General features: G+C 66.0%; 20 protein-coding genes, 1 tRNA gene and 1 pseudogene. 10 read left to right on the forward strand and 12 right to left on the reverse strand.

Going from position 1 to position 21,003, the window contains the following annotated elements:
• Window positions 1-7: 7 nt before the first annotated feature.
• Window positions 8-2,656, reverse strand: coding sequence for a MobA/MobL family protein (locus ABIC44_RS12840; RefSeq protein WP_354295865.1), 2,649 nt, complete (start codon window positions 2,654-2,656; stop codon window positions 8-10).
• A gap of 340 nt (window positions 2,657-2,996) precedes the next feature.
• Between ABIC44_RS12840 and ABIC44_RS12845 the strand changes: the two genes are divergently transcribed.
• From ABIC44_RS12845 to ABIC44_RS12865, 5 genes are all read left to right on the forward strand, one after another.
• Window positions 2,997-3,731, forward strand: a complete 735-nt coding sequence (locus tag ABIC44_RS12845) for a hypothetical protein (protein ID WP_354295866.1) — start codon at window positions 2,997-2,999, stop codon at window positions 3,729-3,731.
• Window positions 3,728-4,060, forward strand: a complete 333-nt coding sequence (locus tag ABIC44_RS12850) for a hypothetical protein (RefSeq protein ID WP_354295868.1) — start codon at window positions 3,728-3,730, stop codon at window positions 4,058-4,060. The genes ABIC44_RS12845 and ABIC44_RS12850 overlap by 4 nt, the downstream gene beginning before the upstream one ends.
• Window positions 4,057-5,772, forward strand: a complete 1,716-nt coding sequence (locus ABIC44_RS12855; protein WP_354295870.1) for a hypothetical protein — start codon at window positions 4,057-4,059, stop codon at window positions 5,770-5,772. The genes ABIC44_RS12850 and ABIC44_RS12855 overlap by 4 nt, the downstream gene beginning before the upstream one ends.
• A 330-nt stretch (window positions 5,773-6,102) precedes the next feature.
• Window positions 6,103-6,807: a GNAT family N-acetyltransferase gene (locus tag ABIC44_RS12860; RefSeq protein ID WP_354295871.1), complete on the forward strand. Its 705-nt coding sequence runs from the start codon at window positions 6,103-6,105 to the stop codon at window positions 6,805-6,807.
• 189 nt (window positions 6,808-6,996) lie between these two features.
• Window positions 6,997-7,497, forward strand: a complete 501-nt coding sequence (locus tag ABIC44_RS12865) for a hypothetical protein (protein ID WP_354295872.1) — start codon at window positions 6,997-6,999, stop codon at window positions 7,495-7,497.
• Between the two features lie 58 nt (window positions 7,498-7,555).
• Here ABIC44_RS12865 and ABIC44_RS12870 read toward each other — a convergent pair whose 3' ends face one another.
• The 3 genes from ABIC44_RS12870 to ABIC44_RS12880 form a co-directional block, all read right to left on the reverse strand.
• Complete coding sequence (locus tag ABIC44_RS12870; RefSeq protein WP_354295873.1) at window positions 7,556-8,263, reverse strand: 2-phosphosulfolactate phosphatase; 708 nt, start codon at window positions 8,261-8,263, stop codon at window positions 7,556-7,558.
• 221 nt (window positions 8,264-8,484) lie between these two features.
• Entirely contained in the window at window positions 8,485-8,832 is a 348-nt protein-coding gene (locus tag ABIC44_RS12875; RefSeq protein WP_354295874.1) for an antibiotic biosynthesis monooxygenase family protein, read from the reverse strand.
• Complete coding sequence (locus ABIC44_RS12880; RefSeq protein WP_354295875.1) at window positions 8,829-9,158, reverse strand: NIPSNAP family protein; 330 nt, start codon at window positions 9,156-9,158, stop codon at window positions 8,829-8,831. Before ABIC44_RS12880 ends, ABIC44_RS12875 begins: the two co-directional genes overlap by 4 nt.
• A 138-nt stretch (window positions 9,159-9,296) precedes the next feature.
• Between ABIC44_RS12880 and ABIC44_RS12885 the strand changes: the two genes are divergently transcribed.
• A complete protein-coding gene (locus ABIC44_RS12885) occupies window positions 9,297-10,004 on the forward strand; it encodes an ArsR/SmtB family transcription factor (protein ID WP_354295876.1) in 708 nt (235 codons plus the stop codon).
• An 86-nt stretch (window positions 10,005-10,090) separates the two neighbouring features.
• Here the strand turns inward: ABIC44_RS12885 and ABIC44_RS12890 are convergent, their stop codons facing one another.
• Window positions 10,091-10,486, reverse strand: coding sequence for a GFA family protein (locus tag ABIC44_RS12890; RefSeq protein ID WP_502959847.1), 396 nt, complete (start codon window positions 10,484-10,486; stop codon window positions 10,091-10,093).
• A gap of 545 nt (window positions 10,487-11,031) precedes the next feature.
• Here ABIC44_RS12890 and ABIC44_RS12895 point away from each other — a divergent pair.
• Window positions 11,032-12,075 (forward strand): annotated as a pseudogene (locus ABIC44_RS12895) (recombinase family protein); the annotation flags it as partial.
• Window positions 12,076-12,639: 564 nt separating this feature from the next.
• On the opposite strand, the gene ABIC44_RS12900 reads toward ABIC44_RS12895, so the two are convergent.
• The 3 genes from ABIC44_RS12900 to dapB all read right to left on the reverse strand — a co-directional run bounded on the left by ABIC44_RS12900 (window position 12,640) and on the right by dapB (window position 14,167).
• Window positions 12,640-12,716, reverse strand: a tRNA-Arg gene (locus tag ABIC44_RS12900).
• A gap of 45 nt (window positions 12,717-12,761) precedes the next feature.
• On the reverse strand, window positions 12,762-13,433 hold the full coding sequence (gene nth, locus ABIC44_RS12905) for an endonuclease III (RefSeq protein WP_309697255.1): 672 nt from the start codon (window positions 13,431-13,433) through the stop codon (window positions 12,762-12,764).
• Between the two features lie 5 nt (window positions 13,434-13,438).
• A complete protein-coding gene (gene dapB / locus ABIC44_RS12910; protein ID WP_309701031.1) occupies window positions 13,439-14,167 on the reverse strand; it encodes a 4-hydroxy-tetrahydrodipicolinate reductase in 729 nt (242 codons plus the stop codon).
• 245 nt (window positions 14,168-14,412) lie between these two features.
• Here dapB and ABIC44_RS12915 point away from each other — a divergent pair, with 245 nt between their 5' ends.
• Window positions 14,413-14,877, forward strand: a complete 465-nt coding sequence (locus tag ABIC44_RS12915) for a hypothetical protein (RefSeq protein ID WP_354295877.1) — start codon at window positions 14,413-14,415, stop codon at window positions 14,875-14,877.
• A gap of 144 nt (window positions 14,878-15,021) precedes the next feature.
• Complete coding sequence (locus tag ABIC44_RS12920; RefSeq protein WP_354295878.1) at window positions 15,022-15,723, forward strand: NAD-dependent deacylase; 702 nt, start codon at window positions 15,022-15,024, stop codon at window positions 15,721-15,723.
• On the opposite strand, the gene ABIC44_RS12925 is transcribed toward ABIC44_RS12920, so the two are convergent.
• The 4 genes from ABIC44_RS12925 to ABIC44_RS12940 all read right to left on the reverse strand — a co-directional run bounded on the left by ABIC44_RS12925 (window position 15,713) and on the right by ABIC44_RS12940 (window position 20,423).
• Entirely contained in the window at window positions 15,713-16,522 is an 810-nt protein-coding gene (locus tag ABIC44_RS12925) for a 3'(2'),5'-bisphosphate nucleotidase CysQ (RefSeq protein WP_309701025.1), read from the reverse strand. The genes ABIC44_RS12920 and ABIC44_RS12925 overlap by 11 nt on opposite strands.
• The gene (locus ABIC44_RS12930) at window positions 16,509-17,855 is read right to left on the reverse strand and encodes a TldD/PmbA family protein (RefSeq protein ID WP_354295879.1); all 1,347 of its coding nucleotides are present in this window, start codon (window positions 17,853-17,855) and stop codon (window positions 16,509-16,511) included. Before ABIC44_RS12930 ends, ABIC44_RS12925 begins: the two co-directional genes overlap by 14 nt.
• A gap of 58 nt (window positions 17,856-17,913) precedes the next feature.
• Window positions 17,914-19,686, reverse strand: a complete 1,773-nt coding sequence (locus tag ABIC44_RS12935; RefSeq protein WP_354295880.1) for a methyl-accepting chemotaxis protein — start codon at window positions 19,684-19,686, stop codon at window positions 17,914-17,916.
• A 107-nt stretch (window positions 19,687-19,793) separates the two neighbouring features.
• Window positions 19,794-20,423 (reverse strand): DNA-3-methyladenine glycosylase family protein, encoded by a 630-nt coding sequence (locus ABIC44_RS12940; protein ID WP_354295881.1) that lies wholly within the window; start codon window positions 20,421-20,423, stop codon window positions 19,794-19,796.
• 69 nt (window positions 20,424-20,492) lie between these two features.
• Here ABIC44_RS12940 and ABIC44_RS12945 point away from each other — a divergent pair, with 69 nt between their 5' ends.
• The gene (locus ABIC44_RS12945) at window positions 20,493-20,810 is read left to right on the forward strand and encodes a 2Fe-2S iron-sulfur cluster-binding protein (protein ID WP_267434059.1); all 318 of its coding nucleotides are present in this window, start codon (window positions 20,493-20,495) and stop codon (window positions 20,808-20,810) included.
• Window positions 20,811-21,003 lie beyond the last annotated feature (193 nt).

Genomic DNA, 21,003 nt, shown 5'->3' on the forward strand with positions numbered 1-21,003 from the left:
GGACTACTCACCGTGACATCGTGCCCGGATCGTCGATCAGCGGCGTCCGACGGGGCCTCCCGCCTTCATTGCCATCCGCATGACGCGGAGAGGTTCCGCCAGATGCGGGCGGCGCGGCGGCATAAATGCCGCTTCGCAATAATGGCGGCGGTGTGCTGGATGACGAGGCATCAGGCACACCGCTCCGCCGTGAAGCCCCCGTCAGCGGGTCGGCCATCGCCAAGCCTGGCTTCGGCGCGGTCCCAATGTCGGCCCGCACCCGTTCGGCGAGCCTTTCAAGGACACTTTGCACCTTGTCGTCATGGCGCCAAGCCTCGACCAGATCTCGCATAACATCTGGGGCGGCTTGGCTGAGCGACCAACCCGCGTCGATCCGCACCAGCTGGTCGGAATGCGACATGGCATAGCTTGCGATCATCGCGTGTTCGCCGATCTGCTGTGCCGCAATATCTTCGAGCTGGCGCTGCACCGGCTCAGTTTGAACGTCGTCGTCACGCAGGCCGAAGGTCGCGAGCATCAGCGCATCGACCCGTCGGCGACCATCGACGGTCGGCACAGGACGACGTTTCCTCTCGATCTCATCCAGCAGCGCTGCGGTTCGGTCGGCACGGTCGTCGTGTCGGACACGGTCAAGGAGAGCGCGGCGCAGGTCATCGTCACCGATGCCGACCGCTATCACCGTGTCATGCTCTCGCTGAGGCAGGACGGACCAGTCGGGTACGATCCGCTCGCCGTTCCGGCGGTAAGGGCGCGGTTCCGCGTCGCGCAGGATGCGGCAGGCTTCCTCGACCAGTATACGTCGAGCGGCTTCGGCAGCGCGTTCGGCTTCCACGCGCTTCGCCGCAGCGTCAGCGGTCTTGCGTTGTTCGGCTGCACGCTGCTGGTCGAGGCGATGACGCTCGCGCAGGGCACGGCCGAGATCATCGCGCGGCAGGCTTTCGATCATTTGACGGGCCCCCATGGCCATGGCGGACAGATCGAGGATCAGGCGGTTGTGTTCCTGCCGATAGGGCGTCGGTTCAGCGGTCAGGATCAGGCGGCGAGCGTGTTCATGCGCATGTTGCCGATCAAGTGTGACGAGGCGCTGGTGGATCGCTGCGGCTGTGGCACGCTGCTCGGCCAGTTTCCTCTGCAGCACGTTCGACTTGGCCCGACCCGCCACGATCGTCGCGATACGTCGGGACTGCATCAGTGCGGTCTGGGACGTTATGACCGGTGACGCTACCATGCCGATCCGCTCCGCGACCGTTCGGGCCGTGACCGCCAGTGTCATGGCCCTGTTCCGCACCGCAGGCGACGGCCGATGCACGATCTGTCGCCGCTGGATGCGCTGCAGGACCGCCTGAGCGTGATCGCGAACCTTCAGGACGGTTTGTGAAGCGACGGGTCGAACGACAGGCTTCGCTCGGCGGACCCCTTCGATTATCTCGCGGGCTGACGTCGCGATCATCGTCGCGTGGGCGGTGATCGCAGCGGCGTGGGCCCGCAAGCCAGCCATGTGCATCCGTCGTTCGAGCAGCGACGTCAGCCGGCCGTGGGCCTGCACCTCCCGTTCAACCCGAGCCTTCTCGACCGCGAGCTCGTTGCTCTCGGCGATGACGGTATTGCGGACAATGGCATGGACATGCTCGCCGCGTTCGTGCGCCGCCATCGCAGCAGCACCGACATGCGCCTGCCGCTGGGCGTCGATCCCGCGCTCCTTGTACGTCTGATGGGTGAAGCGCTCCGGTCGCCCAGCCGCGCGGCAGGCACGGTTCATGTGCGCGGCGGCCAGCGCCCGCATCAGCTTCAGGCCGTCCGGGTCGGTCAGGCCGTTCACCTTTTCCTGCGCGATCGACCATTCATGGTCGCCGGTGCGCTCGCACGGTCGCAGCGAGAAGCAGATGTGCGCGTGGTGATTTCGCGCGTCGCCCTTGGCATCCGGCGTGTGGATCGCAGCGACCCACGGCAGGCCGAGGCGGCCGAAAGTCCGCTGGCAGAACTCCTCGACCAGCGCGCGGCGCTCGACCGCGGTCAGGTCATGCGGCAGGTTCCAGATGATGCGATGCTGGACGATCGCATTCGCGCGATAGCCTTCCTCGACCGCCTCCAGCGCGCGCCAGCCTGCCGCAATCTCCTGCGCGTTCATGCCCATGTTCGACATCGGCACGGAATCGATCGCGTCATCGCCGATCCGCTCGAGCGCGTCCTCGCGCAGGATATAGAGTGCGTGATCAGCGGGCAGACCCGCGCGCCATGTCTTCGATTTAAAGCCGACGTATCGAATGCGGAAGAAAAGCGCCATGCGGCCGCGTGCATCGACCAGCGGCACGCGGTAGGTGCGGATGGCGCGCTTCGACACGGCGGTGAGCATCGCCATCTTACGGGACGATGCTGCGCTGCCTGGTCCCGGTCGATCGGCCTTGGCCATGCGGATGCGCAGCGGATGCCCCCAGGTACGCGCCAGTTCCCGGTCAAGTCTGCGGTCGGCCGCCGCCTGTTCCCGCGCTGCGCGAACGCGCCGACGCTGGCGCAGCGCTACAACGCGCCGAAAGGCTGCGGCGACCGTGCGTTCCGCCGCCTGGATACGGCGCTCTGTCCGCCCGCCGTCCATCAGCAGGCGGAAGACTGTCGCGTCCGCCCGTGCCCATATTCCTTCCTCGGTCTCCAGCAGCATCGCGTGCCCTCGATCGTGACGCCGCAGGCTGGGGGGTGGGATCAGGAGCGGATGCGGCGTTGACGGGGGTCAACATTTCTTTCGCATCCCACCCCCCCAGACCTTCCCTCATCTGCGGTCTTTCGCTTCGTAGGAACCGATGCTCACCGCCGTTGCGGGGGGCGCTCCATTTGACGGATCTGGAAATGCGCGGAGCAGGCGGGTTCCGGTTCGACGTCGCAGCAGGCGGTCGATCACCCACCGGCGCATCCATCGTCAGCGAAAGTGGAGCGCCCCCCGCAACGGCCGGAATCGGCGGTTCGTATCGTCAGCCCGTCCATCACGGACGAGGAGAAGACCCATGGAATACGACGCCATCGAAGCCCGCCGCCGCCGCGAATATGAGGCGGCCATCGCGGTAGAACGCAGGGCTGAGGAACGGCTGGCCGAGATCAAGCGAAGGGCGCGTAACGCCAAGGGGCGATTACTGTCGGCCACGCGATCAGAGCAGTGGCACCGCATGGCGCTCGCGTGGCTCGAACGCGATGTGGGATATACGGGCGAAATGGCGGCGGCGCGCGTCTGGCTGCGCCACCAGCCGCTCGACGCTTATATTGAGCTGGTCGCACCCTTCGCCGCCGCGATGCCAGGCGCCACGATCATCGCGGTCGAGGTCGCGGCGGTCCGTGCCCATCTCGACGAGTGGACGAAGCGCGGGGAGGCGCTACTGCTCGACCGCGCAGCCCGCGCCTATGCGGAGGACGTCGCTGGCTTTCGCGTCTGGCAGCGTGATCATCCGGACAGCAATGCATGGCGGCGCAAGGCGATGACGAAATCACAGGGATTCCTGATTGGACGGATGGTGGCCGCGCTCGATCTCGAGCCGCCCGCCCGGATGAATCGCGGTGAGGCACACGACTGGATCGAGCGGCATGGCGGAAATCCACGGCTCGCCAGCACGCCGGTCGATCCCGATACCCCGCACGGGCCGCCGCCCGCCTCGGCCAACGTCGCAGCCGCGTCTACTGGTGAGGTGATCAGCGCAACCGATCGACCCATGCTCGACGACACGAGCACCGTGGGGAACGCGGCATGAGCGACATCCTCGACGAATTCCGCTCGGTCGTTGTCGGCGGCCGCGTCGAGCGCTTCCAAGGCTACGACGCGCTCGCGCGTCGTGCCGAGGAACTGATCGGCCGGATGCAGCAGATTGAAAGAGCGCTGGGTGCAACCCCGCCAGGGTCGGAAAAGGACTGGCATGATCTGGCGATCGCCGCCGAAGCGCTGGTCGCCATCACCGCGGCGCAGGAACAATGGCTCGCCGATCACGATGCCGCGCTCGCCCGCGCGATCGAGCAGGCGCGCAGCGACATACGATCCCTCAACATCCCGCGAGGTACGGTGGACGTGGGAGACGTGGCATGAGCATCACCGACGAAATCGCCGCAGCGGTCGCGCAGGCCGGCCTCGACGACGGCATCGATCCGTCCGTCGGTCTGCGTTGTGGCTGGGACTATTGGGTGCCGGGCCAGCCGCCGACCGATGGCTGCGGCATCGCCCGCACGCCCCATCGCCTTCCGATCGACCTGGACCCGCTGCCCGAAGGCGCGGTTGCGATCGTCGACGGTACGATGACCGCGGCGCAACTCGGCGGATCGATCTGGCGGCAGATCCTGGTCCGCCCGCGCGATCCTCGCGCAGTCATGGGCCATGACCCGTTTGCCGTCAGCAGCATGGCCGCGCATTGCGGACGTGCCGAGCATCTGGTCACGCTGGTCGGTCATTCGCCCCGCGACCTGGCGATCTATCTCGACGACCTGCGACTGCGCGACCGTGCAATCTTCGACCGGGTGATCGCCAAGGACTTCAAGGGCGCGATCGCGCTGCGCCCGACGATTGCCGATGATCCGTGGCCCGACCGCGTGCGCGCGTTGTGGGAAGCGCCGGAGGCGGACTATCTCCCGCCCTTCCTCGTCGCCGTCCTTTACGCCGAACTTGCCCGCCTGGCCGTCAACCACGACGGGCTTCTCGTCATGGCATTCGACGGAGGCATCGAGCTCTCGACGCGGCGCTTCGTGCCCCGCGTCCCGCTGGCGGGCGGTCCCCATCAACCGTCAGCGATCAAGCGGGCGATCGAGATGCTGCCCTATCAGTCGATCGCCCTGAGTGCGCCGGGGACCATCCTGCAGCGCGGCGATGCCGAAGCGGCAGCGGCCTGGGCCAAGGTCTGCGCCGCAAGCCTGTCGGCGGTGGCCGAAGAGCGGGAGGGTCTCGATATCGCGCCCGCCACGCCCCAACAGGCGAAGGCGATCGCCCGCGATTTCGAGGCCCATCCCGCCTTCTGGCTGGAACAGCGCAACGATCACGGATGGTCGCGCCAGAACCGCCCCGCCGCGACATATTGGGGGCTGGATTGGCGCCAGCACGCCTCGGTCGGGCTGGTGGAGATCATGATGACGGCCCAGGACTGGAACTGTCGCTGCCGACCGGGCGGACGGAGACTCAGCACCATGTCGATGCGGCGCGTGTCCTGGGCGATCGCGACGATCAGCTATGCATGGATGACGGAGAACAACCCGGCTGCCGCAGTCTGGCTGTTGCGGCAGGCGCAGGGCAAGAACGACGATCCGCTCGACGCGTTCAGCCCCTTCGCGATGGACGATATCCTCAAGGAGAAGTCGGGAAACACGCTGCGCAAGAAAGCCCTTGCGCTGGTTGCCGATCGGCCGAAACCGGGCGAAATCGGCTACACGGCGCGCTATCAGGCCCATTTGTGGCTCAACGACCGTGGGGATGACATCGCGCATTACCTGCAGCATCAACGGGACGCGATCATGGGGTACTATGGGGCGAAGGCGGGTATCCTGCCTAAGATCCTCCGGGATACGAGCCGCGTGCCCGAAGAAGTGGTCGCGATTTTGGGTCGAGCACATGGCGTATCGCCGATCCACGGTGGCATGGGACATAACTGGCCGCCATCCTCCGCCATGACCGACGACATTGCTGCCGCTCGCGGCGCGCAGAACTTCGGCATGATGATCTCGCCCCCGTCGACTGACCTGATGCGCGAAATGCTGTCGCGAAAGCGGAAGGACGCGCCGAAAAAAAAGAAGAAGGCGAAGACCAAAACGCGATGACCCCGTCCGTGCCACTCGCTTTCAGCGGATGGCATGGACGGCAATCCGTCGGACGCCAATCGTCCGACACTTGGTCGATCGTCACTGCCTTCCGCTGGTTAGCAGTGGGGTGAAATCAAACCGTTCCGGCTGCCGGTGCGGCGTCGATATGCGGGTGACGGCGCATATGGCCAATAGCGTGTCGGCGCAGATGAACCCGGCAATTTGAGTGAGGCGGCTTTCCTACAAGGATCGCAAATGGGACGGCCTTGGCCGTCCCGCCCGTCGTTCCCAATCGGGAAGGGTTTTCGGCTGCTACCTGCCCTTCGCCGACAATGCTATTACGACGGTATGTCCAACTATCCCCGTCCCATCCTCGATTACTGGCGCAAAGCCTTTGAAGGCACTGTCGTCGAGATAGAGGCCGATCTCACCCTATCCTTAGTCCACACGCTCAGCCGCAAGCGTCCGGCGATGATGCTGGAAGGAGCCGATGGCTCGGTACAGGCGGCGATCACGCCCGAGCTGGCCACCGCGATCGACCTTGAAACGACCGGGGCGAGCGCCACGGCTTTGCGCGAGCGGCTGACGAACGAGGGCATCGCTTTTCACGATCCCGACTTCCTGTTCTACCTTCCGGCCGATGCTGCGGCGGAGGCAGGCCATTCCGCGCCGGCTCGGCGGCTCACCGAAAACGACCGTGCGGTATTCGACACCTTCTACGCAACGGCCTCGGAGCAGGACCGGGAAGATTCCTATGTCGAACTCGACCAATGGGCCGTATTCGGGTGCTTCGATGGCGATCGATTGGTCAGCGCCGCAAGCGCGATCCTGTGGGACGATAGTCCGGTCGCTGACCTCGGCGTCCTGACGCTTCCCGATGCGCGCGGCAAAGGCTATGCTCGTGCTGCCGTTGGATCGCTCAGCGGGTTTGCCCGACAGCAAGGGTATGAGCCGCAGTATCGATGCCAGATGGACAACCAAGCGTCCGTTGCGTTGGCAAAAGCGTGCGGGTTTGAGTTGTTCGGCAAGTGGATCGTGGCCAGCGGGGAGTGAGCTAACGCTTTCCCAATCCGCCATCCCAATGGGACGATCTTTGCCGTCCCGCCCGTCGTTCCCGATCGGGAACAGGGGTCGGCATAGCCCCTGATCTAATCTCTCTCGACCAGTCCAAACGTCAGACGTACTGTGCGCCGACTACCTAGAAAAAGGGGACCGGCTGTGGGGGCATGGGGCGCGCTGATTATGAGCTTCTTCGGGGCGGTTTTCGCTTCGTTGACGCTATATTGGCAATGGCACTTGTCCGGGGCCATTCTGGCGCTGCCCTTCTTGGCGTTCATCCTGATCGGTTTAGCCGCAAGCTATGTGATCCGAACACCCGGCGAGGGCATCAAGCCTTCGCCGAAGGAAGAACGAGCCATCATGTGGAGTAGCATCGGTGAAGGCGTCGGCCTTTTCCTTGCTGCCAATATCGTCATGAACCTGCATCGGCCCGATCTTCTGTTGCCGTCGATGGCGCTGGTTGTCGGCCTGCATTTCCTGCCGATCGCTTTCGCTGCGGGCTTTCGCCCGTTCTATGTCCTTGGGAAGGCGCTGGTTGTGGCGGCGATCATGGGCTTCATCATCGGAACCCCTACAGGCGGCGAGGTGGCCGGGTTCATGGCTGCTGGCGCGCTCTGGCTGGCGTCCGGTATCGCAGTTCGACGCGACTGGTTGGCAAAGGGGCGAACGGCAGCGACGGTCTGACCGCTTCCCATTTCCCGATGGTTGATCGGGAAAGCTGACGAATGGCTAGGAAAGATGCTCACGCAGATTGGTAGGCACCGTCCCGCATCAACGGCACAACGTCGGTGACACCGATTTCAAGCGCCAACTCCACGTCCTCGGCGTACCCCCAGTTGGAGAGTTCACGTCCTGACCTGCTTTCACGTATGATATAGGGGAGGCGTGACTTCACCGCTTTGTAGGCTTCGACCGCCAAATCCGCTTCTGCCCCCAATATGCCGTCCAAAGCTTCGATTATCGCGCCGGCTCCAAGCCAATCCTCAATGGCCGGTCGTAGCGTCTGATCGGGCCACCTCTCGCCCGCCGGGATCACGACGATGGTTCCATCACCGGCAAGGCGGTTCGCCGCATCGCCGACTGCGCGTGCATTTCGAAGGCAACCGCTAATTGTCGGAATGCTGCCAGTATTCAGAGATAGGCGCGAGCCGTTAGGCGACGGCAACAGGAGGCGTGATTCTGGTTCAATCTGCTTCAAGCTCACTGGCGAAAGAGAGAGTTGCCCCCCGCCAGCGCTTCGCGGTGATACTGCGATCGCTCCATGTCGAGCAGCTTCAACCGCCGCTGCCGTGGCATCTCCGTATGGGAACGGAAACACCGTCGCACCTCGTTCGACGGAAACGCTGACGGCTGTTGAAAAAGACAGCACATCGACAATGATGAACACGTCTGCAGAGGCTTTCCAAGCCTCAATTCCGGACATACCCCACTCACATACTACCTTCGCCATAGGCTTAGCGATGCCAGAGCTAGGCAGGACTGCCAACCGTCAGATCGTGAACGATAGCCCCGGTGACGGTGAGGTGAATGCCTTCTCGATTAGGAACGGCGAACGAGACGGCCGGGGCATTCCCATTGGGATGGTTGAGCGGGAAGCAACTGGGTTTCCCGAAACCTCCCCGGCAGGGGAAATGCGAAGGGTGGCTGTGTTTCAGTGGTGAGCCGACTGTCCTACATCGAATGAACAGCTAGGCTATCTGCTGGGGCCTCGATACGATCGACCATCCCGTAATCGCGGACGACGCTGGCGACCCGCAGCCGATAGTTCGTGAAAATGCCTGCTCGCCCCCGCGCCTGCGTGGCACGGTGCGCGGACGTGTTTCGCCATTGTTGGACGGCCTGCTCATCCCGAAAGAACGAGAGCGACACCATCCTGTTTGGCGTCGACATACTTTGAAAACGCTCAACCGACAGGAAGCCGTCGATCGTTTCCAGCTCGCCGCGCAATGCAGCGGCGAGCGCAAGATACTGATCCGTTCGGCCCTCGGCCAAATCGACCTCGAAGATGACGGCGATCATGGTTTTACCAGCGAGGCATGGGGTGTCGAAGCAAGCCGGAGGAACATGCGATCTTCGCGCAGGATGAAGCGCTCCCGCTTTGCGAACTCGTAATTGCTTCGACCAAGGGGATCATCGCGCAGTCGCGCACGGTAAGCCTCGTAGGCGGCGAGGTCTTCAATGTTGTAAAGGCCGTAGGCCGTGGTCGCGGACCCCTCATGAGGGGCGAAATAGCCGATCAGATCGGCCCCGCAACGCGGGATTGCCTGCCCCCAGTTGCGGGCATATTCCTCGAATGCATCGACACGAAAGGGGTCGATTTCATAGCGGATGAAACACGTAATCATGAATGGCCTTCCGGTGTTGCCGTGACCGGGCCTTCATAGATCGCGGGCTTTGGGCGATGCTTCGACCGGGATCGAACCGTTACGGAAGCCGCATATACGAGGACGTGTGCAACGAAACCCGCTTCGGGTGAGAGATAGATGCTGACCACGACCGGAATTGCCGAAATCGCCGCCCTGATCGGCGATCCTGCCCGAAGCGCGATGCTGGTGGCGCTGATGGACGGGCGCGCGCTGACGGCGACCGAGCTGGCCGACGTTGCAGGGATCACCCCCCAGACGGCGAGCAGTCACTTAGGGCGGATGACGGAGGCCGGGCTGCTGGCTGTCGAGCGGCAGGGACGCCATCGCTATCATCGGCTTGCCTCGGTGACTGTCGCCACCATGATCGAAAGCATCATGGCGGTCGCGGCCGAACCCGCGAACCTTGCAAGCCGCAAGGTAAGGACAGGCCCTCGCGATGCCGCGATGCGGCGCGCCCGCTCCTGCTACGACCATCTTGCCGGCAGCATCGCCGTGGCTGTCGCCGATCGCATGGGTGAGCGAGGCTACATCACCGATCTGGCTGGTGGAGGTGAGCTATCCGCCGAAGGGATCATGTTCCTCCGGTCGATCGGTGTTGACGTGGATACCGCACTGAACCGCACGACGGCGCGCAGGCTGTTTTGCCGCCCCTGCCTCGATTGGAGCGAACGCCGCCCGCACATCGCCGGGACGGTCGGTGCGGCCCTGCTGAATGCGTGCATCGAACAGGGCTGGATGCGTCGCACAGATCGCTCGCGGATGATTTCGATCACGAGGGCCGGAGCGCTGGCGCTCAACGTCAACTTCGGAATCAAATCGACCTAGCAATAGCCGGCGGTGTCGTTCCCGATTGGGACGGGTTTCGAGAACCGTTTCTCATTCCCGATCAAGCATGGTTGATCGGGAAGCCGCTAATCGCCTTGCGGGAAGTGCTGCACCTCACCCGGCATGTCGATCCAATGATGTTTGGACTGTTCCCATACGGACCATGATGGCGCGGCAAAGCCCGGATCGGCAATCGCCCCGAGCGCAACGCCAAGGAGGCCAGGCTGCTTGGCGAGTTTAAGGCAGACAGTTGATCCGCAAACCGGACAGAAGGATGTTTCGACCTTGTTGCCTGCGGCAGAAACACGCTCGTAGGTTCTGGCCTCGCCGGTAATCGAAACTTGATCTACCCGGTAATAGGCGAGAACGCCGAAAGGTGCGCCGGTTCGTTTCTGGCAATCGATACAGTGGCACGCGATCGTTATGAGAGGGCGTGACGGCAGCTCCATCTTCAACTGATTACACTGGCACGCTGCTTCCATTGCCGTCCTCGCTCAACCTTCGGCTTACTCTAGCGGCCTATGCCCCGCCGGCAAACGGCGTGATCACGTTCCCGAAAACGAACCCGAGGTAGGATTCCGGTTGAGTCGGGTGGTCCAACGTATGCCTGGGACATGGACATTCTCAAAATCCGTTCCCGATTGCCATTTCCCAAAACCACCGTTCTGTGATGGGAAATCGGGAACGCCATCGACCAGCCTGCGATAGACAGCAAGACATCGAAAACTCGGCTCCTTCTTGTCGACCTCACACGGTGAACCGGTAACGCAGGCACTTCTGGAAAATTCGCGAGCGCCCCCCGCAACGGCGTCGCGCTGAACCTGCGACGCCCGGCCCATGAGCCGGCAAGCATCACCTTCAACGACCCAAGTGACCTCCGCGTCGCCGGGCAGTGATGCGCGTATCAACGATCCGGGGCTTGTCAGCGCGGCCTTCGACGATTCATGGTCGACCCTCGAACAGGAGGTCGCGCTGATCGATCGGCTGTTCGGCGGCGAGATCGCCGCGCTGTTCGAAAGGTCTAACAATGGGAAGCGACACGTTCGCGGGTAAGCGCGTCTTCGTCTATGCGCGGGTATCGACGACGCGGCAGGAAAAGAACGACTTGTCGTTGCCGGATCAGATCGCCACCGCCGAACGGTGGATCGAGGATCATGGCGCGCAGGCCGTCAGGGTCTTCTCGGAAGCGGGCAGCGCCACCGACGATCATCGGCGCGCCTTTCGTGAGATGATCGCGCTCGCCGAGTCGAATGAGCGTCCGGTCGACATCATCCTCGCGCATTCGCTGTCGCGGCTGTTCCGCAATGCGCTCGACTTCATGCAGTATCGCGAGCGGCTCCGCAGCAAGAAAATCCGCATTATTTCGGTGACGCAGGATTTCGGCGACGATCCAACGTCCGACCTAGCCGTGTCGATGCTCGCCATCTTCGACGAATATCATTCGGCCGAGAACGCCAAGCATGTTCGCCGCACCATGGTGGCCAATGCCGTGAACGGCTTTTGGAACGGGCAGACGCCGCCGATCGGCTTTCGCACCTGCACCGTGCCGCAGGCGCGCGGCAAGGACCGCAAGAAGCTGGAGCACGACCCCGAGACGGTCGACATGGTGCGGTACATCTTCAAGACGTATCGCGAAGGCACGGCGAGCGGCCCGATCGGCGTCACGGGCTTGGCGCATCACCTCAACGAACGCGGCTATCGCATCCGGGGCAAGCGGTTCAGCATCGGGACGTTGCACAACATCCTGACCAACACCGCCTATATAGGCTATGTCATCTTCAACCGCCGGAATTCTCGCACCGGTGAGACGCGGCCGGAAAGCGAGTGGGTGCCGATCCCGGTGCCGCCGATCATCGATGAAGAGACGTTCTACGCGGTCCGCCAGCAGATGGCCGACCGCGACCCGCGGATGGGCGAAGCGGCGGCGAAGACGAATACGAATCTGCTGACCAGCCGCGCGGTCTGCGGTTGCGGTGGGGACGGTTGCGGCGCCGGGATGATGACGAGCACCGGCAAATCCGGCCAGTATCGCTATTACGCCTGTTCGGCGCGGATCAAGCGCGGGCCGGACGCGTGCACGGGACGCCGCGTTCCGATGGAGCAGCTGGACGATCTGGTCGTCGGCGCGGTGACCCGTCATCTCGTCCAGCCGGAACGGCTGACCACGCTTCTGCAGACATGGCTGGACCGGTCGGCCACCGCCGTCGCCGAGCGCGCCGCTGAACTGAAGCGGCTACGCGCCCAGCTGACCCAACTCGATGGCGAAAGCGCCAGCGTAATCAGGCTGGTCCGGAACAACACGCTGAGCCCCGACGATCCGCAAGTCGCCAGTGAACTCGGCAACATCCGTGCGCAGAAGGCCAGTACCCAAGCCGACATCGCCGTCCTCGAACGGCAGCTCGACGCCGGTGATCGGCGAATCACGCCTGAAATCATCGCCCGGTTTGGCGATCTGCTTCGCCGTAAGCTAGACGAGTCGGACGGCAGGACACGCAAGGAATACATCCACCTGCTCGTGGACCGCGTCGAAGTCGGCGACCGCGAGGTTCGGATCACGGGGCGCAACGCGATGCTGGAACGCGCGATCATAGCATCCCAGACGCCGGGTGCCGCAGTGCCCAAAGCTGAACAGATATGGCGCACCCGACAGGATTCGAACCTGTGGCCTCTGCCTTCGGAGGGCAGCGCTCTATCCAGCTGAGCTACGGGTGCGTGGGCGAGCCGACTAGCATCGCCCGTCCGCACGCGCCAGCCCTTTTATGCCGCCACGGGCGCTTTTCCGGATTTGGCCGCAGGGGCGGGCGTCTTGGGGCGATAGGCGCACAGGTCCTCAACCGGGCAGCGCCAGCATTCGGGCCGCCGGGCCTTGCAGATATAGCGGCCGTGCAGGATCAGCCAGTGATGGGCATGGACGCGGAACGGCGCGGGCGTCGCCTTGTCCAGCTTGAGTTCGACCGCCAGCACCGTCTTGCCCTTGGCCAGTCCGGTGCGGTTGCAGACACGGAAGATATGCGTGTCGACCGCGAAGGTCTCCTGCCCGAAGGCCACGTTCAGCACGACATTGGCGGTCTTGCGCCCCACGCCGGGCAGCCGCTCCAGCGCCGCGCGATCCTCAGGCACCTCGCCGCCATAATCGTCGACCAGCATCTGCGACAGGGCGATGACGTTCTTGGCCTTGGTGTTGAACAGGCCGATCGTCTTGATGTGCTGCTTCAGCCCATCCTCGCCCAGTTCGAGCATCTTTTGCGGCGTGTCGACCTCGGCGAACAAGGCGCGCGTCGCCTTGTTGACGCCGATATCGGTGGCCTGCGCGGACAGCGCGACCGCGACCACCAGCGTATAGGGATTGCGGAATTCCAGCTCGGTCTCGGGATGCGGGTTCGCCTCCGCCAGCCGGTGGTAGAATTCGACGACGTCCGCCTTCTTCATGTCCGTTACAGGCCCAGCACGTCGCCCATGCGATAGCGGCCCGGCGCCTGCCCCGCGAGCCACAGCGCCGCGCGCACCGCGCCGCGCGCGAAGATGCTGCGGTCCTGCGCGAAATGGCCCAGCGTCACGCGCTCGCCCTCGCCCGCGAAGATCACCTCATGATCGCCGATCACCGAGCCACCGCGCAGGGCCGCCAGCCCGATCGTCCCCTCGGTCCGCGCGCCGACCAGCCCGGCACGGCCATCGACGCGCAGTTCGGACAGCGGATGCCCCCGCCCCGCCGCCGCCGCTTCGCCCAGAAGGAGCGCGGTGCCCGAGGGCGCATCGACCTTGTGCCGGTGGTGCATCTCGGTGATCTCGATATCCCAGTCGCTGCCCAGCCGCGCCGCGGCCTCGCGCACCAGATTGGCGAGCAGCGTGATGCCGAGCGAGGTGTTGCCGGTCTGGAGCACCGCGATGTCCGCCGCCGCCGCGTCGATCGCGGCATGCTGCGCGGGCGACAGGCCGGTGGTACCGATCACGATCGGCGTTCCCGCCGCCCGCGCGGCCGCCAGATGCGCGTCGAGCGCCCCCGCGATCGAGAAATCCACCAGCACATCGGCGCGTGCCGCCAGCGCGGCCGGATCGTCATGCGAGTCGCACCCCCCCGCCAACGTGGCGCCCTCGCCCTCGATCAGCTCAGCAATAGCGCGGCCCATGCGCCCGGCGCTGCCATAGATGCCGATGGCGGTCATGCGGGGGCCTTTGGCGACAGGAGAGTGCGGGTGGTCATGCGGATTTCCTTGGCACAGGTCCGGGCGAGTGGAAACCGGCGGTTAGCGATCGCAGAACCGATCAGCGATCATTTGTGCGGCGTGTCGCGCAAAATTTGATTGCCAATCCGTCCGCCCAGCCGATGCTATGATCCGTGATGCAGAGCCGGTACTGCCCGGAATAGCGACGGGGACGAACAACCTTGCACCGCACGATAAGGATGCTGATGATCGCAGCGCTGCCCCTGCCGCTCATCGCCTGTGGGACACGCGAGACGCCCCCAACCGCAGAACAACTCCACGCCGAGCAGCAGCGGTCCACCTATGGTCCCACGAGTGATTGGCGGCTCTCCGACGCGACGTGGTCACGTTCGACTCAAAAGATGCGCGATCGGGCCTATCTGTTCTGTTGGCAAAAGCGACGTGGTGATCCACAATGTCCGCCGTCACAGGATTTCGCACTCATCCTGGCCAATCATGCCGAAAGCAATGCGCGCGCCGCTGTCCGCGGCGAGAGACCTGGCATGCCCTTTTTCGATGCGATCCGTCGGCGTCCCGATGCCTACATCGCAGCCCGACAACACTGCATGATAGTCTATCAGGATGGAGGAGCGGCCGATGCCCGGAGTCTGGGACCATGCCTTACCAACGCCGTGGGCGGCGATTATTTCGGCATCGTGCCTGTACCATGAAAAGGCTCTCCGGGCATTTCGACGCTCCTGCCGCCAAAGGCTTCGCGATGAGTGGCATCCTGTTGATCGCCGCACTGAAAACGACCTCTTGTACCGTTAAGGCTGGATCGTTTCACCCAGGCAATGGCAAGGACTCTCTTTCAGATGACCGTGATCCCGAACATCGTCATCCTGACCGGCGCAGGCATCTCGGCCGAGTCCGGCATCGCCACCTTTCGCGGGCCCGGCGGGCTGTGGGAGGGGCACCGGGTCGAGGATGTGTGCACGCCCGAGGCGCTCGCCGCCGATCCGGACCTTGTCCACCTTTTCTATGATCGGCGGCGCGCGGCGTTGGCGACGGTCGCGCCCAACGCCGCGCATGACGCACTCGCGCGGCTCGACCGCGAATGGCCGGGCGAGTTGCTGATCGTCACGCAGAATGTCGATGACCTGCACGAGCGGGCGGGGGCGAAGCGGCTGTTGCATATGCACGGCGCGTTGAAACGGGCCCTGTGCGCGGGCTGTGGGGAGCGGTTCGACTGGCAGGACGATCTCCCACCCGGCACCGCCTGTCCCGCCTGCGCCACGCGCGCGCTTCGCCCCGACATCGTGTTCTTCGGCGAGATCCCCTATCACATGGACCGGATCGAGGCGGCGCTGGCCGAGGCCGATCTGTTCGTGTCGATCGGCACCTCGGGCGCGGTCTATCCCGCCGCCGGGTTCGTGCGGATGGCGCGCGAATATGGCGCGGCGACGCTGGAGCTGAACCTCGATCGCTCGGAGGGGAGCGGCTGGTTCGACGAAAGCCGCCTGGGTCCGGCGGGGCAGCTGGTGCCCGAATGGGTCGAGCAGATGCTCAGCCGGTGACGGGTACGATGACCTCGCGGGCGCGGGGGCCGAGCCGTTCGACCGCCGGAGCCTGAAGACCCCGCGCCGTCACCAGGACGCCAAAGGCGCGCGGATCGGGCTTGTTGAAGAGCAGCGGCTGGCCCAGCGCATCGGCAACCCCCGCCCCCGCCTCGGACGCGATCAGCGCGGCGGCGGCGATGTCCCATTCATTGCCCCAGCGCAGCGTGGCGACCAGATCGGCTTCGTCGGCGGCGACCATCGCGATGCGCAGTGCGATCGAATTGGGCTTGAAGACGGCGACCAGATCGCGATCGGCCTTGGGCAGCGCATCGACCGGCACCCGCGCGCCGGGCATCTGGCGGCAATAGCCCGCACTCAGCGCGCGCCCGTTGCGCGTCGCGCCCTGCCCCGCCTGCGCCAGCCACAGCTCGCCGCGCGCGGGGGCGGCCAGCACGCCGATCACCGGCCGCCCGTCCTCGACCAGCGCGACCGACACCGCCCAGCCCTCGCGCCCCCGGATATAGTCGCGCGTGCCGTCGATCGGATCGACCACCCAGACCCGGCGTGCGGCCAGCCGGTCGGGCTTGTCCGCCGTCTCCTCGGACAGCCAACCCGCATCGGGGACCAGCGCGGTCAGCCGGGCATGGAGCATCCGGTCGACGTCCAGATCGACCTCGCACACCGGGCTGCCGGGGGTCTTTTCCCATTGGCGGAAATCGGTACGCCAGCGGGCAAGCGCCATCGCCGCCGCCTCGCGCGCCGCCGCCACGACCGCCGGGATCAGGTCCCGGGCGGGGATCGGGTCAGCCGCCGGCAACCGTCATTCCATCGATGCGCAGCGTGGGCACGTTGACGCCGTAGCGGAACTCCAGATCATTGGCCGGGGTCATGGCGAGGAACATATCCTTCAGATTGCCTGCCACGGTGAACTCCGCAACCGGCTCCGCGATCCGCCCGCCGACGATGCGAAAGCCCGCCGCGCCCCGGCTATAGTCGCCGGTCACCGGATTGACCCCGCTGCCGATCAGCTCGGTCACATAGACGCCGTCGGCGATGTCGCCAATCAGCGTGTCGACCGGCACCCGGCCCGCCACCATATAGAGGTTGCTGGTCGAGACGCCCGGCGCGCCCGCCGTGCCGCGCGCGGCATGGCCGGTCGGCTCCAGCCCCAGCTGCCGCGCGGAGGCGGAATCGAGCAGCCAGGTCTCCAGCACCCCGTCCTCGACGATCGCGGTCGGCGACACCGCCAGCCCCTCGCCGTCGAAGGGGCGCGAGCGCAGGCCGTGCGGGCGGTGCGGATCGTCCTCGATACGGATGCCCTCGGCCATCACCCGCTCGCCCAGCCGGTCGAGCAGGAAGCTGGTCCGCCGCGTGATCGCCGCCCCCGCGATCGCCGAGACGAGATGCCCGACCAGCGACGATCCGACGCGCGGATCGAACACCACCGGCATCGCGCCGCTCGCCAGCTTGCCGGGGTTCAACCGCGCCACGGTCCGCTCGCCCGCGCGCGTGCCGATCGCCTCGGGGCTTTCGAGCAGGCGACGCAGGCGCGCGCCATGATGCGCATAATCGCGCTGCATGCCCGCGCCCTCGCCCGCCACGACGCTGACCGACAGGCCATAGCCGGTGGCGGCATAGCCCGCCGCGAAACCATGGCTGGTGGCCAGCGCGGTGACGATGCGCGAGGCGGAGGCGCCGCCCCCTTCGGAATTGGTCACACCCGGCACCGCGCGCGCGGCCTCCTCGGCGGCGAGCGCGGCGGCGCGCAGCGCCTCGGGCGCAATCTCGCCGCCATCGTCCAGGTCGAGCATCGGCGGCGCGCCGTGCAGCAGCCGCTCCTCGGGCGCCAGGCCCGCCCAGCGATCCTCCGGCGCCTCGCGCGCCATCGCGACCGCGCGTTCGACCGCGCGGTCCATCGCATCGCCCGACAGGTCCGAGGTCGAGACGCTGGCCGAGCGCCGCCCGACGAACACGCGCAGCCCCAGCTCCTCGCTCTCCGACCGGCCGACATCCTCCAGCGCGCCCAGCCGTACCGACACCTCCAGCGCGGCATCGGCGGCGAAGATGGCGTCGGCGGCATCGGCTCCGGCGGCACGGGCGCGGGCGACGATATCGGCGGCCCGGTCGCGGGCCTGTTCGGGGGTCAACATGCCACAGGACTTAAGGGCGCATGCGCGGCGATGCCAGTCCCCACGAACCCGCACCCCGTCAGCCGGCCCGCGCCAGCGCCAGTACCGGGCGCGCCGCGGCGGCGGGCGCCCGGACCGCCGGTCCGTCCCCGCGCGTCAGCCGGAACTGCGCCACCTCGCGTGCCAGCCCCTCGGCCTCCGCCGCCAGATGGCGCGCGGCGGCATGGGCCTGTTCGACCATGGCGGCATTTTGCTGGGTCGATCCGTCCATATCGGCGACCGCGAGATTCACCTGTTGCAGCCCGGTCGCCTGGCGCTGTGCCGAGGTCGCGATCTCGGCGACGAGCCCGGCAATCTCCTCAATCCGTACCGAAATCGCCTCCAGCGCGCGCCCCGCCTCGCTGACCAGCCCGACACCCATGCCGATCTGCGACGACGACGTCTGGATACGCTCCTTCACATCCCTGGCCGCGTCGGCCGAACGCTGGGCGAGCGCACGCACCTCGCTGGCGACGACGGCAAAGCCCTTGCCCGCATCGCCCGCGCGCGCCGCCTCCACCCCGGCGTTCAGCGCCAGCAGGTTCGTCTGGAACGCGATGCCGTCGATGACCGTGATGATCTCGGAAATCTCGCCCGACGAGCGTTCGATCGCCCCCATGGCATCGACCGCGCGGCGGACGACCTTGCCCGATTCCCGGGTGTCGCGGTGCGCGGCGGTGACCGCCGCGTTGACGCGCGTCGCACCCCCGGCCGTCTCGCGGACCCCGGTGGTGATTTCGTCCATCGCCGCCGCCGTCTCTTCCAGGCTGGCCGCCTGCTGCTCGGTACGCTGCGACAGGTCGTCGGACGCCGAGCGGACCTCCGTCGCCCCCGTCCTGACATGGCCCGCCGACGCCGCGACGCGCGACAGGGTCTGGGTCAGCCGCTCCATCGTCGCGTCGAAGGACAGGGCCAGCCCGCGATATTCCACCGGCAGCGTGTTCCCGATCCGGTGCGTCATATTCCCTTCGCCCAGCTGGTCGAGCGCGCAGGCCAGTTCGCGCACCACGATTTCCTGCTTGTCGGCGTTGGTCCGCTGCGCCTGCGCGGCGACGCGGAACACTTCGACCGCCGAGACCATGGTGCCGATCTCGTCGGTGCGCTCGCCCCCGTTGAGCGCCAGCGCCAGGTCGCCGCCCGCCATCCGGCGCATCGCATCGGCGGTCGCCCCGACCGGCCCCAGCACGCGACGCATGAGATAGACCAGCCCGCCCGCCAGCAGCGCGGCGATGACCAGGCCCAGCGCCACCAGGATCGCGATCGTGCTGTGCAGCGACGTCAGGCTGGCATCGGTCACGCGCCCCTGTGCCCGGGTAACGGACGCGACCAGCGTGTCGATGTCGCGGCGATGCGCGGCATAGGCCTGGGTCAGCCGGGCATAGCTGGTCTCGGCCGCGGCGCGGTCGCCGCGCTGGATGGCGGGGATCGTCACATCGTCCAGCTCGGTCCAGAAGCGGTCGGCGTGACGCGCCGCCTGGTCGACGAGCAACGGCTTCAGCCCGTCGCCGATCGCCGACCGCTGCCAGCGCGCGATGCTCGCCCGGAAATCCTTCTCCAGCATGGCCAGCGCGGCGCGGCGCCGGGGCAGCGTTTCCGGATGCTGGACGAGCAGCGTCGCCTCCAGATAGGGCTCGATGATATAGGCAGGTGGCGGCAGGATATCCGCCTGGAGATCGTTGATCTCCTGATTGGCGTCGGCCAGGGGGCCACCGATCCGGATGCGGTCGATCTCGAATCCGGTCACAACCCCGCCCAGCACCAGAATGGCCATTATGGACAGGCCGCCCGCACGGCACTTTTCTTTGATATTCAAGAGATTGGCTCCTCACCCTTTCTCCTGATACCGGTCAAAACTTAAGATATGTTGTTTCGGCGGTTCAACGACTGCTCATTCCGGGCATGCCGTCGGTCCACCTTTCCTCAGACCGGGGCCGCATCCGCGCCCGCGCCATAATGATGCCAGGTGAAGATCGCCAAGGCGCTGCGATGGGGGCGAAACGCCTCCGCCAAAGCGCGCACCTGCTTTTCCGAGGGCCGCGTGTCGTGGCCCAGTATCCGGCCCATCTCGATCTGCACCGCCAGATCCCCGGCGGGCCAGATATCGGTCCGCCCCTCGGCGAACAGCAGATAGACCTCCGCCGACCAGCGGCCGATGCCCTTCACCGCGACCAGTTTCGCGATCGCCTCTTCGTCATCCTCGGGCAGATTGGCCAGATCGAGGCGGCCGCTCGTCACCTCTTCGGCCAGGCTGCGCAGATAGCCCGCCTTCTGGCGCGAGATGCCCGCGCCCCGCAGCGCCTCGTCGGTGACGCCATGCATCCGGGTCGGATCGGTCGCATCGCCCAGCAATTCGTGCAGCCGCCGCCAATGCGCATCCGCCGAGGCGACCGAAACCTGCTGGCCCAATATGGTGCGGACCAGCGTGGCATAGCCGCGCGCGCGGATACGCGGCTCGGGATAGCCGATGCGCGCCACGGCTGCGGCGATGGCGGGCTCGGCGGCGGCCAGCGCGTCGAGACTTTCGCGAATCTGTTCGGCGCTCAGCCCCATGATGCTTGATCCGCGCGTTCAGGCCCGGCAGAGGCGCTTTCGACATCAGGGCCGACAAGGAGAATGGACATGCCCAAGCTTATCGTCGTGACCCGCGACGGGGAAGAACGCGAAATCGACGGCGAGGCCGGTCTGTCGGTGATGGAAGTCATCCGCGATGCAGGCGTCGACGAATTGCTGGCGCTGTGCGGCGGGTGCTGCTCGTGCGCGACCTGCCATGTCCATGTCGATCCCGAATTCGCCGGCACGCTGCCCGCGATCGGGCCGGACGAGGACGATCTGCTCGATTCGACCAGCGAGCGCGACGCCACCTCGCGGCTGTCGTGCCAGCTGCCCTTCGGCGCGGCACAGGACGGGATGCGGGTGCGGATCGCGGCGGAGGACTGACGGCGCATCGCGCGTGAACGTCGAGGGCGGGGTTTCGGCCCCGCCTTTTTTGTTCGCGCGGAGGCGCGGAGGCGCGGAGATGATGGGTTTGGCCGCGAGGCCATTCCATCCCCTCAGGCCGTCGCAAAGTCTGCCGGTCGTGATGGCGGGCTTCGATCACCCGGAGCCGGACATCTCCGCGCCTCCGCGTCTC

It is taken from the genome of Sphingomonas sp. 1185, assembly GCF_040544655.1.
In the GTDB taxonomy this organism is placed as follows: Bacteria; Pseudomonadota; Alphaproteobacteria; order Sphingomonadales; family Sphingomonadaceae; genus Sphingomonas.